At 70.5% G+C, this 13,606-nt stretch carries 12 protein-coding genes; 5 read left to right on the forward strand and 7 right to left on the reverse strand.

Going from position 1 to position 13,606, the window contains the following annotated elements; genetic code table 11:
* Positions 1–3: 3 nt before the first annotated feature.
* Complete coding sequence (locus tag ACWC5O_RS16885; RefSeq protein WP_450580659.1) at positions 4–1,440, reverse strand: extracellular solute-binding protein; 1,437 nt, start codon at positions 1,438–1,440, stop codon at positions 4–6.
* A 181-nt stretch (positions 1,441–1,621) separates the two neighbouring features.
* Between ACWC5O_RS16885 and ACWC5O_RS16890 the strand changes: the two genes are divergently transcribed.
* Both ACWC5O_RS16890 and ACWC5O_RS16895 read left to right on the forward strand, forming a co-directional pair.
* Positions 1,622–3,064 (forward strand): FGGY-family carbohydrate kinase, encoded by a 1,443-nt coding sequence (locus tag ACWC5O_RS16890; RefSeq protein ID WP_450580660.1) that lies wholly within the window; start codon positions 1,622–1,624, stop codon positions 3,062–3,064.
* Positions 3,061–3,669 carry a histidine phosphatase family protein gene (locus ACWC5O_RS16895; protein ID WP_450580661.1) on the forward strand — a complete coding sequence of 203 codons (609 nt, stop codon included), beginning with the start codon at positions 3,061–3,063 and terminating at the stop codon, positions 3,667–3,669. The genes ACWC5O_RS16890 and ACWC5O_RS16895 overlap by 4 nt, the downstream gene beginning before the upstream one ends.
* A 4-nt stretch (positions 3,670–3,673) precedes the next feature.
* Here the strand turns inward: ACWC5O_RS16895 and ACWC5O_RS16900 are convergent, their stop codons facing one another.
* Both ACWC5O_RS16900 and ACWC5O_RS16905 read right to left on the reverse strand, forming a co-directional pair.
* Positions 3,674–3,826, reverse strand: coding sequence for a hypothetical protein (locus tag ACWC5O_RS16900; RefSeq protein ID WP_450580662.1), 153 nt, complete (start codon positions 3,824–3,826; stop codon positions 3,674–3,676).
* Positions 3,827–3,941: 115 nt separating this feature from the next.
* A complete protein-coding gene (locus ACWC5O_RS16905; protein ID WP_450580663.1) occupies positions 3,942–4,775 on the reverse strand; it encodes an alpha/beta fold hydrolase in 834 nt (277 codons plus the stop codon).
* A gap of 111 nt (positions 4,776–4,886) precedes the next feature.
* Here ACWC5O_RS16905 and ACWC5O_RS16910 point away from each other — a divergent pair, with 111 nt between their 5' ends.
* Positions 4,887–5,339, forward strand: coding sequence for a MarR family winged helix-turn-helix transcriptional regulator (locus ACWC5O_RS16910; protein WP_450580664.1), 453 nt, complete (start codon positions 4,887–4,889; stop codon positions 5,337–5,339).
* Between the two features lie 168 nt (positions 5,340–5,507).
* Here the strand turns inward: ACWC5O_RS16910 and ACWC5O_RS16915 are convergent, their stop codons facing one another.
* Positions 5,508–6,149, reverse strand: a complete 642-nt coding sequence (locus ACWC5O_RS16915; protein WP_450580665.1) for a superoxide dismutase — start codon at positions 6,147–6,149, stop codon at positions 5,508–5,510.
* 119 nt (positions 6,150–6,268) lie between these two features.
* Positions 6,269–7,660 (reverse strand): amino acid permease, encoded by a 1,392-nt coding sequence (locus tag ACWC5O_RS16920; protein ID WP_450580666.1) that lies wholly within the window; start codon positions 7,658–7,660, stop codon positions 6,269–6,271.
* 373 nt (positions 7,661–8,033) lie between these two features.
* Between ACWC5O_RS16920 and ACWC5O_RS16925 the strand changes: the two genes are divergently transcribed.
* Positions 8,034–8,615, forward strand: a complete 582-nt coding sequence (locus ACWC5O_RS16925) for a biotin transporter BioY (RefSeq protein ID WP_450580667.1) — start codon at positions 8,034–8,036, stop codon at positions 8,613–8,615.
* A 301-nt stretch (positions 8,616–8,916) separates the two neighbouring features.
* Here the strand turns inward: ACWC5O_RS16925 and ACWC5O_RS16930 are convergent, their stop codons facing one another.
* On the reverse strand, positions 8,917–9,633 hold the full coding sequence (locus tag ACWC5O_RS16930; protein WP_450580668.1) for an LPXTG cell wall anchor domain-containing protein: 717 nt from the start codon (positions 9,631–9,633) through the stop codon (positions 8,917–8,919).
* Positions 9,634–9,885: 252 nt separating this feature from the next.
* Between ACWC5O_RS16930 and ACWC5O_RS16935 the strand changes: the two genes are divergently transcribed.
* Positions 9,886–11,961 carry a protein kinase domain-containing protein gene (locus tag ACWC5O_RS16935; RefSeq protein WP_450580753.1) on the forward strand — a complete coding sequence of 692 codons (2,076 nt, stop codon included), beginning with the start codon at positions 9,886–9,888 and terminating at the stop codon, positions 11,959–11,961.
* A gap of 27 nt (positions 11,962–11,988) precedes the next feature.
* Here the strand turns inward: ACWC5O_RS16935 and ACWC5O_RS16940 are convergent, their stop codons facing one another.
* Entirely contained in the window at positions 11,989–13,416 is a 1,428-nt protein-coding gene (locus tag ACWC5O_RS16940) for an amino acid permease (RefSeq protein WP_450580669.1), read from the reverse strand.
* Between the last annotated feature and the right edge of the window lie 190 nt (positions 13,417–13,606).

Genomic DNA, 13,606 nt, shown 5'->3' on the forward strand with positions numbered 1-13,606 from the left:
CGCTCACCCCACCTTGGACTTGAGGTCGCCCGCCAGCCCGTTCAGCACGGACCCGGCGTCCTTCCCGCCGTAGATCTCCTGGAGCGCGGCGGCCCAGCTGGTGGTGGCGTCGAAGAACTGGGCCTGCGGGGTGAACTGGATCTTCGTCTGGTCGACGACCGTCTCGAAGGTCTCGATGAAACCGGGCAGGTGCCGCATCTTGTCCTTGTAGGCGCCGTCCTGGCTGACCGACTTGCGCACGGGGTCGATGTGGTTGTTCGTGAGGGCGGCCCGGCGCAGGTGCTCCTTCCCGGTCGCCCACTGCAGGAAGAGCCAGCCGGCGCTCTTCCGGCTGCTCCTGGCGTTCATGCCGAGCGACCAGATCCACATGTTGGTGGCGAGCGACCCGTCCGGTCCCTTGGGCCCGGGGTGGAAGGCGATCTTCCCGGAGGCGGGCGAGGCTCCCTTCACGGCCTGGAAGTAGGCGGCCGTGTCCGCGTCGAACAGCATCGCGGCCTTCTTCGCGCCGAGGTCGCTGGAGCACTGGTACCAGGTGTACGACGTCCAGGACGGCGGCCCGCCCTGCTTCACCATGCCGGCCCAGTCCTCGGTGAAGGCGACGGCCTTCGGGGTGTTCATGGCGGGGGTGAGCTTCCCGCCCTCGACGGTGAAGTCGTGCAGCCCGTTGCGGGCGTACATGGTCATGAACCCGGGGTGGATGGTGGCCCAGCTCCTGGACCCCCGTACGGCGATCCCGTACATGCCGTCGAACCCTGCCCCGGGAGCCTTCTTCCTGATCACCCCGGCCAGCTCGCGCAGCTCGTCGAAGCTCTCGGCCGGCTTCAGCCCCAGCCTGCCGAACACCTCGGTGTTGTAGGCGACCACGTTGGTCTCCCAGCCCCACGGCAGCGCGTACTGCCCGCCCCGGCCGAGCGGGGCGCCCGCCTTCAGCGACCACTGGTCGGCCTGGAGGAGGTTCGGGAAGAAGTCGGCCTGGTCCCATTCGGCGCCGGTGGCCGAGGAGTTGCGCATCCACGGCCCGAGGTCCTCCAGCCACCCCGGTGGCCCGTACTGCCACACCATGTAGGCGCCGAGCATGAAGACGTCGTAGGAGGCGCGCCCGCTGGACAGGTCGACGGTGAGCTTGTCGAAGTAGTTGTCCTCGGGGAAGACGTCGTACTGGACCTTGATGCCGGTCTTCTCGGTGAAGGACTTCAGGTCGGCGATCAGGGCGTCGGTGTACGGGTGCTTGTTGAGCAGCGCCTTGACGGTCGTGCCCTTCTCCCGCTTCCAGTCGAAGGAGCCGGTGACGTCGTCCGCGGCCGAACCACCGCCCTTGTGGCTGTCGTCGCCGCCGAAGCCGGTACCGCAGGCGGACAGCAGTGGGGCCGCGGCGGTGGCGGCGGTGAGGGCTCCGGTGAGCGCGAGAAAGCGCCGGCGGTCGTGCACGTGCCTGTTCATCCGTGACCTCCGTCGGTGGGGCGGTGGGGTCGGGCCGGGTTAACAGTGCGAGTCGACTCGATAACAGAGGGTGTAACGGCGACGGAAGGCCGTCAATCCCTTGCGCACGGGGAAAACAGGGGGAAATCTCGGAGGTAGGTGGGAAGTTCTCAGAGCCGTTCGCTATCTGCGGGAGGTCCGGATGGGGTTGGCGTGGCTCGGGATCGACCTCGGGACGCAGGGGGTGCGTGCCCTGCTCGTGACCGCCGACGGCGGCGTTCTCGGCAGCGGCGCGGCGCCCCTGCGGCGCGGGCGGCGGGAGGGGGCGCGGCACGAGCAGGACCCGGAGGAGTGGTGGGAGGCGGTGTGCGCGGCCTGCGGGCGTGCGCTCGACGGGGTGCGGGTGACCCTGGGCGGGGTCGCGGTGTGCGGGACCTCCGGGACCGTCCTGCTCACGGACGACACCGGCCGCCCGGTGAGTCCGGCGCTGATGTACGACGACGGGCGGGCGGCGGCCGAGGCGGGCCGGCTGCGGTCGGCGGGGCTCGCGGTGCAGGACACCTGGGCGCTGCCGAAGGCGCGCTGGCTGGTCGACCGGTACGGCCCCGGCCGGGTGGCGCACCAGCCCGACCTGGTCACCGCGCGGCTCGTGGGCAGGCCCGTCCCCGCCGACTCCAGCCACGCGCTGAAGACGGCTTACGACGTGGAGCGCGACCGCTGGCCGGACCTCACCGGCCTCCCCGCTGGCGCCCTCCCGGACGTCGTACGCCCCGGCACCCGGCTCGGCGAGGTCTGCCCGGCCGCCGCCGAGGCCACCGGCATCCCGGCCGGCACCCCGGTCATCGCGGGCATGACGGACGGCTGCGCGGCGCAGATCGCCTCGGGCGCGCTGCGGGAGGGCGCGTGGAACTCGGTGCTGGGGACGACCCTGGTCCTCAAGGGAGCCGCCACGGATCCGATCCGCGACCCGACCGGCGTGGTCTACAACCACCGTGCGCCCGACGGCACTTGGCTGCCGGGTGGCGCCTCCAGCGTGGGCGCCGGTGTCCTCGCGGCCCGCTTCCCGGGCGCCGACCCGGCCGCGCTGGACGCCGCGGCCGCCGCCTTCGAGCCCTCGAACGCGGTCGCCTACCCCCTCGTCTCCCCGGGCGAACGCTTCCCCTTCCACGCCCCGCACGCCACCGCCCTCCTCCTCGGCGTCCCGGAGTCGGACGCCGACCTGTGGGCCGCCCTCCTCCAGGGCATCGCCTTCACGGAACGCCTCTGCCTGGACTACCTCCACCACCTCGGCGCCCCCCTGCACGGCCCTCTCACCTTCACCGGCGGCGCGGCTCGCAGCCCCTACTGGTCCCAACTCCGCGCCGACGTCCTGGGCCGCCCGGTCAGGGTCCCCGAACAGCCGGAACCCGCCCTCGGCATGGCCGCACTGGCCGCCTACGGCACCGGCACCACACCCACGCTCGCCGACGCGGCCGAGCGCATGGCCCGCCCCGGCGCGACCGTCGCCCCACGCCCGGACCGCTCGGCCCGCTTCACGGAGCCGTACGCCCGGTTGGTGGGCGAGCTGGAGTCCCGGGGGTGGCTGCCGAAGGAGGTCGCCGCACATGCGCGGGCGCGGCTGGCCCGGGATACTCCAGGCTCATGAGTACGACCCTCCTCCTCGCCCGCCACGGCCAGACCGTCTGGCATGCCGAGAACCGGTACGCCGGGGTGAGCGACGTGGCCCTGACCGACACGGGACACGCCCAGGCCGAGGCGCTGGGCCGCTGGGCCGCCGCCCACCCCGTGGACGCGATCTGGACCTCGCCCCTCTCCCGGGCGATCGCCACCGCCGAGCCGGCCTGCCGTGCCCTCGGCCTCACCCCGCACCGCGAAGTCGGCCTGCGGGAATGCGACTTCGGGGTGGTGGAGGGCCGTACGCTCGCCGAGTTCGCGGCGGATAACCCGCAGGCGGCGCAGGCCTTCCGCGCCGACCCGGTGGCGCACCCCTTCCCCGGCGCCGAGGATCCGCGCGCCGCCGCCGCCCGGGGCGCGGCCGCCCTGTGCCGGATCGCCGCCGCGCACCCCGGCGAGCGGGTCCTCGTCGTCGCCCACAACACCCTGCTCCGGCTGGTGCTGTGCTCGCTCCTGCACATCCCGGTGGCGGAGTACCGCCGCGTCTTCCCGAGGTTGCGCAACGCGGCGGTGAGCGAGATCCGGATCTGCGGAGTGGACACCGCGTTGCTGTCACTCAACGTCCCCTGCGTGTAGCCGCTCACGGCCGTCGCAGCCGGTGCGTCCTGACGGTGGACCAGGAGATGACGAGGCGGCGGTCGGTCCCGGCGTCGGCGAGGCCGTCGGCCGCGGCGTTCAGGACGCCGGTTCCGCGGTCCGGTCCGCTGTGCCACCCGGAGCCGGGCGCGGACACGACGTTGACGGGCCCGCACGGAGGTTTGGGCCGCAAGCTCCCCGCCCGAGGCGGTGACTGAGACTCGTGTCACGGGCTGGTCGGCCGACGGATGGGTGCGGTACACGGCGCTGCGTCAAAGCGCATCGCTCAAGACCTGCCGGAGGCGAGCTGCGTAGGCTCGTGGGTGGCTGGTGTTTCCGTTGTGGCCGCCGGGGAACTCCGTCAGTTCGTGTCCGAGCAAGTCGGCCAGGGCCCTCGCGCACCGGTAGTCGAAAACGGTTCGGGGAGTGGTGCGTCCGGCGGCGGGGGCGATGCGGGTGCCGGCGTTCTTCAGCGCGGCGACGTCGAGTGTGTCGTGGATCGCCGCAGTGAAGTCGTGCCGGATGAAGTAGTCGAAGTTGGCGGTGCGCAAGGCGTTCATCGGCTGCGGTGTCAGATCGGGTTCAGCGTCCGCGTTGGTGGTGTCGATGCCCAGGGTGCGGGCGATCTCAGGAAGGGCGGCGCCGAGGCCCTCCCGGACGTAGAGGTCCTGAAGGGCGGCCAGTTCGCGCTCGTGGCGGACGCGCTCGTCGTCGGGCAGCAGGCGAGGGGCGACGGGCTCGTGGGCGACCAGGGTGCGGATCTGTCCCGGGTGCCGCACAGCGACGTGCATCCCGATGACGGCTCCGAGGCTGCAGCCGAGCATGAGGGCAGGGGCGTCGGTGAGGCTGGTCAGGAGGCGATGGACGTCGTCGGCATGGTCGGCCAGTGTGCCGCCCTGCCCCGGGGTGGCCGGCCGGCTGCGCGAGAGCCCGCGACGGTCGTAGGTGACCACGGTGTAGTCGTCGGCGAGCTGGGCCACGAGGTCGGTGCTGCGGTCGGCATCGCCCTCCCCACTCTGTGAGATCAGCAGCGGTGGGCCGGTGCCCCGGACCTGGTAGTGCAGTACCGCTCCGGGAACGTCCAGCGTGCCGTCGGTGCCGGGCATGGTCCTCCCCCTTCTGGTGCGACGGTTGTCCGCCGCGTCCTGCACTCAGCGTATTGCATCGAAATGGATGTATCAAGTTCGATGAATCTGATCCGATGTACGTTGGTCGGCGTGAACGGAGTCGAACTGTTCTTGCTGGGGCGCGTCCTCATGAAGATCGGCGAAGAGGCGTTGCCGGAGCCCCCCGGTGGCGCCGGCAGGTATGAGGGCAGTGCCCGCCTGGTGCTGGTCGTGGCCAGCGATATCTCCGGCCATCCGGACAGTGCCGTTGGTGAGATCGCTGCCCGCACCGGTCTGCCGCAGAGTCAGGTGTCCGCGGCCGTTGCCCGGCTGAAGGAGGCCGGATCGGTGCAGACCATGCCGGACCCCAGCGACCGGCGTCGCGTGCTCGTGCGTCCGGCCGCTGAGGTGTCCGAGCGAGTGGCGCATGTCCGCGCCACCGGCATCGAGAGCGCTCTTGCCGCGGCGCTGGGGTCCGGAGACCCGCAGCGACTGAGCGAAGTCACGGGAGCGTTGGAAGTGCTCGCCCGCAACCTCATGCCGACGACGGCCGGCCGGCTCTGAACACGGGACTGGTGGGCGCGACCGTGCCGTCTCGCCTGTGTTGCATGGTGACGTGTGCCCCATGAAGAGGGCCCTCGCGAGTCACGTCCTCGCGAGGGCCCTCCTCTTTATCCGCCTGCCGCGTGAAGGGTGAGAAGACGATCACGAGCAGGACCCCTCATGGCCGGCTCATGGCGCCGGCAGCAGCACGTCTGCGCGGGACTTGGCGGCCTTGTGGCGGCGGGCCACGTCCTGCCAGTTCACGACCTGCCACATGGCCTCGATGAAGTCGACCTTCTGGTTCCTGTACTGGAGGTAGAAAGCGTGCTCCCAGGCGTCGAAGACGAGGAGCGGCACGGAGCCCTGCCCGACGTTGCCCTGGTGGTCGTAAACCTGTTCAACCATGAGTCGGCCGCTCAGCGGCTCGTACGCGAGGACGCCCCACCCGGAGCCCTGGGTGGTCGCGGACGCCTTGGTCAGCTGGGCCTTGAACCCGGCGAAGGAGCCGAACGACTCGGTGATGGCATCCGCGAGTTCGCCCACTCCGTCCACGGCGAGAGGTTCGCCGCCACCGTCGCCGCTCATGTTCGTCCAGTAGACCGAGTGCAGTACATGCCCGGAGAGGTGGAAGGCCAGGTTCTTCTCCAGGCCGTTGATCGAGCCCCACGACTCCTTGTCCCGCGCCTCGGCGAGCTGCTCCAGCGTGTCGTTGGCGCCCTTCACATAGGCCGCGTGGTGCTTGTCGTGGTGCAGCTCGATGATCTCGGGGCTGATCACGGGGGCGAGCGCGGAGTAGTCGTAGGGCAGGTCGGGCAGCGTGTAGACGGGCATGGGTGGTCCCCTCCGAACCTCTTATTGCAAAGAGCTTGCAACTGCACGCTAGCAACAAAAAGACCCCCGCGGGTGCACCGCGGGGGTCCTTCGGAGGAGCTCGAACAGGAAGGGCGAGGTCAGGGCCTGGCCCGCATCCGCTGCCACAGGTACCCCACGACCGCCAGGAACAACGTCATCCCACCGGTCGAGTACAGCTGGACCCGAGTCCCCTCCTCCCGGGCCATCAGCACGAAGATCGCCGCCATCCCCGCCAGCGCGACCCACGTCAGGAACGGGAACGCCCACATCCGGACGACCAGCTTCTCCGGCGCCTCCCGCTCCACGCGCCGCCGCAACAGCAGCTGGGAGACCGCGATGAAGATCCAGACGACCAGGATCACCGCGCCGATCATGTTCAGCAGCCAGGGGAAGACGTCGTCCGGCCGCCAGTAGCTGAGCAGCACGCACACGAAGCCGAAGACGCTGGAGGTGAGGACGGCGATGCGCGGGACGCCGCCGGAGGCCTTCGCCAGGGCCCTGGGACCCTGACCGCGCTGCACCAGCGAGTAGGCGATGCGCGAGGAGCCGTAGATGTTGGCGTTCATCGCGGAGAGCAGGGCGACCAGCACGACGACCTGCATCACCTGGCCGGCGCCGGGAATGCCGAGATGGTCGAGGGCGGCGACGTACGGGCCCTTGTCCGGGTTCGCGATGTCCTTCGAGTCCCATGGGACCAGCGTGACCACGACCGCCATCGACCCGACGTAGAACAGCGCGATGCGCCACATCGCCGTACGGACCGCGCCCGCCACGCCCTTGACCGGGTTCTCGGACTCGGCGGCCGCGATCGTGACCGTCTCCAGGCCGCCGTAGGCGAAGACGGAGGCGAGCAGACCGATGACCAGACCCTCGCCGCCGTGCGGGAACAAGTCGGTGAGGTTCGAGGCGCCCGGGGCGTCCGTGCCGGGGAGCACGCCGGCGATGGCCAGCCCGCCCAGGACCAGGAAGAGGCTGATCGCGCCGACCTTCAGCGCCGCGAACCAGAACTCGAACTCGCCGAAGTTCTTCACCGCGGCCAGGTTCGCCCCGCAGAACACCAGCATGAACAGGGCGACCCAGGCCCACTGCGGGGTGCCTGGCAGCCAGCCGGTGACGATCTTCGCGGCGGCGATGCCCTCCAGGCCGACGGCCGTGCACAGCAGCACCCAGAAGGACCAGCCCGCCGCGAAGCCCGCCCAGGGGCCCATCGCCCGCTCGGCGTGCGCGGAGAAGGAACCCGAGGACGGGTAGGCGGCCGACATCTCGCCGAGCATCCGCATCACCAGCATCACCAGGAGGCCGGAGAGAGCGAAGGCGATCACGATGGACGGTCCGGCCGCGGCGATACCCGCGCCGGAGCCGACGAACAGGCCCGCGCCGATCACACCGCCGAGGGCGATCATCGACAGGTGGCGCTGCTTGAGGCCGTGGGAGAGGGCGACACCGTCCTGCTGCTGCGGAGGCGTCTCGGTGGTGGTGGTGCTGGGCATGGGCGCGGCTCGTCCAGTCCAAGAGAGCGGGCAAAAACGCCCACAGTCTGGGCGGCCTGTCCGCTCAGACGAGCGAGCAGCCCAGTATGCGGACAGCTGATGTACGCAGAGTGAGACCCTGGTTACGTGACCCCGATCAATCATCGCCGGGCTTTTGGTGGAACCCTACAGACGAGGCGTCAGGTCCCCCGTACCGTGCACCACTTCACCTCAGTGACCGGTATCACGCCGTACCCGGTGTAACCTGCATCCTTTGTCCGGAGCCCACCAAGGGCCGGTTCCCGCCTTTGTCGAGCACTGACGGTGATCGGCGTGCGGCGGCCGGTATAGCGTCACGGTGTTCCCACGTGCCCACACCATTCGCGGAGTCCCCATGAGCACCGCCACCGTCGCCGCCCGCCCCGGCGCCGTCCTCGCCGACCTCCTCCCCGCGTCCCGCGTGCGCGACGCCGCCCTCGTGCTCGGCGGCGCCGCGCTCACCGGTCTCGCGGCCCAGCTGTCGGTTCCGGTGCCCGGCTCCCCGGTCCCGGTGACCGGCCAGACCTTCGCCGCGCTGCTCGTCGGCACCGCGCTCGGCGCCCGCCGCGGCTTCCTCTCCCTCGCCCTGTACGCCGTGGCGGGTGTCGTCGGCGTGCCGTGGTTCGCGGGCGGCACCTCCGGCTCGGGCGCCGTCTCCTTCGGCTACATCCTCGGCATGCTGCTCGCCTCCGCGATGGTGGGCGCGCTGGCCGCCCGCGGCGCCGACCGTTCCCCGCTGCGCATGGCAGGCACGATGATCCTCGGCGAGGCCGTCATCTACGCGGTCGGCGTCCCCTACCTGGCCGTGGCGGCCGGCCTGTCCGCCTCCCAGGCGATCTCCCTCGGCCTCACCCCGTTCCTCATCGGCGACGCCCTGAAGGCCGCCCTGGCGATGGGCCTGCTGCCCGCCGCCTGGAAGTTCGTCGGCAAGCGCTGACGCCGTGGCTCCCGCGGAAGAGGTTCGCCGGTACCGCTCCTTGAGCCCGGCGAGCCTCTTTCGCGTCTCCGGGTCGTACAGACCCGCACTCCGGTCCCCGGCCTCGAAGGCGAGGTTCAGCGCGCGGCCGAGGATGTCGTCGGCCGGCAGCGCGAACGCCGGGTCGAGCACGGCCCGCGCCTGCTCCCGCCTGCTCCCGCTCTCCGACCGTCAACAGCCGCACCAGGAACCTCCCTTCGCGGTACGGCACCGCGCTGACAGCTTCCGTCAGGTCATGCGGCCGGCCGTGCGCCCTTGTGGCTCAGGCCTCCTGCCGCCGGCGCTGCGACCACCACACACCGGCTACGCCGGCCGCGATCAGTGCGGCGCCCAAGGCGCCCAGGGGCAGCACGTCACGCCCCACACCGGTCTTCGGCAGCTCGTCGCCGCCCGGTGCGACCGGCTTGTTGTCGGTGCCGAGGAGCAGCGGGGTGGCCGGGGCGTTCGGCGACGGGTTGGTCGTGCCGAAGGGCACCGGGCCCTGCTGCCAGAAGGTCTTCTTCCCGTCCGTGGTCTGCACGGGCAGACAGATCTTGCCGGCCTTGCTCAGGTCGTAGGTGGCCTGGACCGCGTACGACTTGGACTTCCCGGCCGCGAGCGTCCCGACCGGGCAGCTGAAACCGCTGTTCGAACCTTCCGGCAGGTCCTTTTCCGCGATGGCCGAGCAGCCCCGAACACCCGTGATCTTGAGTGCGTCGAATCCGACGACCAAAAGCCGGATGCCGCCGCTGTCCTTGCTGCCGTCGTTCTTCACGGTGGCGGTAATCGCCGTCTTTTTCGAACTGTTGTCGACCGAGATCTTCTCCGGCAGCAGCGTGCGCAGCTTCACGCCCGCAGGTGCCTCGTCGACCGCCTTTCCTCCCTTGTCGCTGCCCGTTCCCTGGTCATCGGCGGCAGCCGCGCAGCTGAGGATCAGCACGGCTGAAAAAGATGCCGTGACCAGCGATCCCGCGACGCCCACCCTGCGACGAGAACTCATGTTCGCCCCCCTTGCAACCCCCTGGACTGCGCCTGAATTCGCAGTACTTGAAGAGGTACCACAAGATTTCCCCGCACTATGCTGGTACGGCTCGAAGTGTGACCGTTGTGTTTCAGTAGAGACGGTCGTTGAGGGGGGTGTGACGCATTGCCGGGAAATATGGGGGAAGTGGGAGAACCGGGGGCCGGCGGGATTCCGGGGCTGCTGGTGAACGCGCGCTATCGGCTGGTCGAAAGCATCGGGCAGGGGGGAATGGGGCGGGTGTGGCGGGCCGTCGACGAAATGCTCGACCGGCTGGTCGCGGTGAAGGAGATACGCGTCGACGGGCAGGCCGCGGAGGACAGCCGCACCCACCGTGAACGCACCCTGCGCGAGGCCCGGGCGACGGCCCGGATCGACCATCCCAACGTCGTGCGCGTGTACGACGTGGTGGACCAGGGCCAACGCCTCTGGATCGTCATGGAGTTGGTCACCGGCCGCTCACTGGAACGGATCATGACGGAGGAGGGCCCGCTGAGCCCGCGCGAGACCGCGCGCATCGGACTGGGCCTGGTGGCGGCGCTCCGCCAAGTACACGCCGGGGGCGTCCTGCACCGGGACATCAAACCGGGCAACGTCCTCGTGGAAACGGGAGCGGGCCGCGTCGTCCTCACCGACTTCGGCATCGCCGCGATCCAGGACGCCAAAGCCCTCACCATGGTCGGCATGCTCGTCGGCTCCCCCGACTACATGGCCCCCGAACGCATCTCCGGCCGCCGCCAGGGGCCCCCGTCCGACCTGTGGTCCCTGGGCGCGACCCTCTCCGCGGCCCTGGCGGGCAACTCCCCGTTCACCCGCGACACCACCCTCGCCACCCTGCACGCAGTCCTCTACGAGGAACCCCGGCTCCCCCCGTCGGCAGGTCCCCTGCACCCCCTACTCACCGCCCTCCTGACCAAGGACCCGTCGAACCGTCCCGGCCTGAGCGAGGTGGAGCGGGCCCTGAGGGCGGTGGCGTATCCGTCGCCGACACCGACGGTTCCCATGGGAGAGGTGCCGGTGGTGGGGGAGGGGCCGGCGGGGCCGGCGTCGACGAAGCCTGGGTCGGCTGGGCCTGGGGTGGCGGCTTTTGGGGTTGTGGGGCCGGAGTCCGCTGGGGCTGGCGCGGCCGGTGTTGCGCTCGTGGGTCCCGGATCGACGGGCGCGGGAGAGCCAGGATCTGGGCCGGTGGGTGCTGGACCAGCAGCCGGAGTTGAGCCATTGGGACCTGGACCGGCGGAGATCGGGCCGTGTGGAGCCGGGGCGGTGGGGCTCGACCTGGGATGTTCCGACCCGGGGGATCCCGCGCTGCGGGGAGCCCGGTCGGCGGGAGACGGGCCGACCGGAGCCGGGCCGGTGGGAGCCGAGCCGATGGGCCGGGGCTGGGGCGAGGCTCAGGCCGGGCAGGGACTTACCCCCCCTGTCAGTGGCGGTCATGCTCCCTCCGGCCATGGCCCCGCCCCCGTCGGCAGCGGCTCAGGCCCTGCCGGTGACCGTGCCGGACTCCTCGCGGCCCCGGATGAAGCTGTGGCCGGGGTGCCCGGAGGTGGTCCAGGACGGACGTCTGCCGGGGCTCTCGTGCGTGCCGGTGCGGTGACCCGGCGTCGGGCGGGCGCGCCGTCCGAGTCGGCCGGGACGACCGAAGTGCACGGCGGCCCGCACTCCCGTCGTACCGCCCTCCTGGCCGTTCTCGGGGTCGTCGCCGTCGGTGTCGTGATCGCCGTGTTGGTCGCCACCTCCGGCGGGGGCGGGCGGCGGGACGGGGCACAGGGACAGGGCGGGACCGCTACGGCTTCTTCGCCCACGGCCTCGGACTCCGAGGCCGTCTCCCCGGCCAACTCCCCGACCAACTCCCCGACCGTCGACGGGACCTCGCGGCCGCACAGCGCGCCGCCCGGCTCCAGGACGGAGGCGGGCGGGTTCGCGTGGATTCCGCCCAAGGGGTGGCGGCGGGACGTGAAGACGGGGGCCGAGGTGCACTACACCTCGCCCGACGGGCGGCAGGAACTCGTCGGCAAGTCGTCGCTGGCCCGGGGTGACCTCCTGGACACCTGGACACGCTCCGAGAAGGACGCCCGGCAGGGACGCGACTACGTCAAGATCCGGCTGGCGGAGACCAGATTCCGGGGGTACCCGGCGGTCGTCTGGGAGTACACCTTCACCCTGAGGGGCACCCCCTGGCACGCCCGCCTCCTCGGCTTCGACGCGGACGGGAAGTCGTACCAGATCAACACCTGGTACCAGCCGGGCATCGAAGCACAGGCCCTGAAGACGTACAGCACGGTGAAGGAGACCTTCACCGTGCTGTGAGCCGGAAGCAGTCGGATCAGTCGGACGTCAGCCCGTGGTGACCTTGTCGGCCGCCTCGGCCTCGGCCGCGGGCACCTCGGTGCCGCGGCCCGCCGTCACCTTCTCCTTGATGAACGCGACCGCCAGCACGAGCGCCGCGACCAGCAGCGACAGCAGCACCGTCTCCTGCCCGTCGTGCTTCGTGTCGAACAGCATGTACACCAGGACGCCCACGATCAGACCGGCCGTCGCCCAGGTCAGGTACGGGTACAGCCACATCCTGACGAGGAGCTTCTCCGGCGCCTCCCGCTGGATGATCTTGCGCATCCGCAGCTGCGAGAAGCAGATGACCAGCCACACGAACAGCGCGACCGCACCGGACGAGTTGACCAGGAAGAGGAAGATCGTGTCGGGGAACTTGTAGTTGAAGAAGACCGCGACGAAGCCGAAGAGGACGGAGGCGATGATCGCCGCCATCGGCACGCCCCGGGACGTCGTACGGGCGAACGCCTTCGGCGCGTCGCCGCGCTGACCGAGCGAGAACGCCATCCGGGAGGCCGTGTACAGGCCCGAGTTGAGGCAGGACAGCACCGAGGTGAGCACGATGAAGTTCATGATCTCACCGGCGTGCGCGATGCCGAGGGAGTTCAGGGCGGCGACGTACGAGCCGTCCTTCGCGATCGAGGGGTCGTTCCACGGCAGCAGCGAGACGACGACCAGGATCGAGCCCAGGTAGAAGACGCCGATACGCCAGATGATGCTGTTGGTGGACTTGGTGACCGCCCGCTGCGGGTCCTCCGACTCGCCGGCCGCCAGCGTCGCGATCTCGCTGCCCATGAAGGAGAAGACGACCAGCAGCACACCCGTGAGGATGGCGCCGGGTCCGTGCGGCAGGAAGCCGCCGTGCGAGGTCAGATTGCCGAAGCTCGCCTTGTCGGCGTGCACGCCCGGCAGGACACCGAAGATGGCCAGCAGGCCCACGACGATGAACGCGCCGATCGCCACGACCTTGATACCGGCGAACCAGAACTCGAACTCGCCGTAGGAGCTGACCGAGACCAGGTTGGTCGCGGTCAGGACGATCATCACGATGAGCGCCCAGCCCCACTGCGGTACGGCCGGGATCCAGCCCTCGAGGATCTTCGCGCCGGCGGTGGCCTCGACGGCCAGCACGACGACCCAGAAGAACCAGTAGAGCCAGCCGATGGAGAAGCCGGCCCAGCGTCCGAGCGCGCGGTCGGCGTGCGCGGAGAAGGAACCGGAGGTCGGGTTGGCGGCGGACATCTCGCCGAGCATGCGCATCACCAGCACCACGAGCGTGCCGACGAGCGCGTACGACAGGAGGATGCCGGGTCCCGCGGTAGCGATACCGGAACTGGAACCGACGAAGAGGCCGGCTCCGATGACGCCACCGATCGCGATCATCGACAGATGGCGGTTCTTGAGTCCTGCTTGGAGGCCCGAACCAGGGGTCATGGACGGATTTCCTTTACGCCAGGGGGAGCAGCCCGCACGAGCGGTGTACGAGCCGGTCCAGTGAAACCGAGGCGAACGAATCCGGGAACCTCTGAATCCAGATCGTTACTTGAGGTTTCCTTGAGGTTCTATGGTTTCAGTCACGTTTTTCGGGCTCGACACCCGAGGCTGCTGACCCGAAACAGGCGTG

This window comes from Streptomyces sp. NPDC001450, assembly GCF_053597295.1.

Coding starts and splice junctions, on each gene's coding strand:
- ACWC5O_RS16885 (WP_450580659.1), bottom strand. CDS start 1,440: ATGAACAGGCACGTGCACGACCGCCGGCGCTTTCTCGCGCTCACCGGA.
- ACWC5O_RS16890 (WP_450580660.1), top strand. CDS start 1,622: ATGGGGTTGGCGTGGCTCGGGATCGACCTCGGGACGCAGGGGGTGCGT.
- ACWC5O_RS16895 (WP_450580661.1), top strand. CDS start 3,061: ATGAGTACGACCCTCCTCCTCGCCCGCCACGGCCAGACCGTCTGGCAT.
- ACWC5O_RS16905 (WP_450580663.1), bottom strand. CDS start 4,775: ATGCCCGGCACCGACGGCACGCTGGACGTTCCCGGAGCGGTACTGCAC.
- ACWC5O_RS16915 (WP_450580665.1), bottom strand. CDS start 6,149: ATGCCCGTCTACACGCTGCCCGACCTGCCCTACGACTACTCCGCGCTC.
- ACWC5O_RS16920 (WP_450580666.1), bottom strand. CDS start 7,660: ATGCCCAGCACCACCACCACCGAGACGCCTCCGCAGCAGCAGGACGGT.
- ACWC5O_RS16925 (WP_450580667.1), top strand. CDS start 8,034: ATGAGCACCGCCACCGTCGCCGCCCGCCCCGGCGCCGTCCTCGCCGAC.
- ACWC5O_RS16930 (WP_450580668.1), bottom strand. CDS start 9,633: ATGAGTTCTCGTCGCAGGGTGGGCGTCGCGGGATCGCTGGTCACGGCA.
- ACWC5O_RS16935 (WP_450580753.1), top strand. CDS start 9,886: ATGGGGCGGGTGTGGCGGGCCGTCGACGAAATGCTCGACCGGCTGGTC.
- ACWC5O_RS16940 (WP_450580669.1), bottom strand. CDS start 13,416: ATGACCCCTGGTTCGGGCCTCCAAGCAGGACTCAAGAACCGCCATCTG.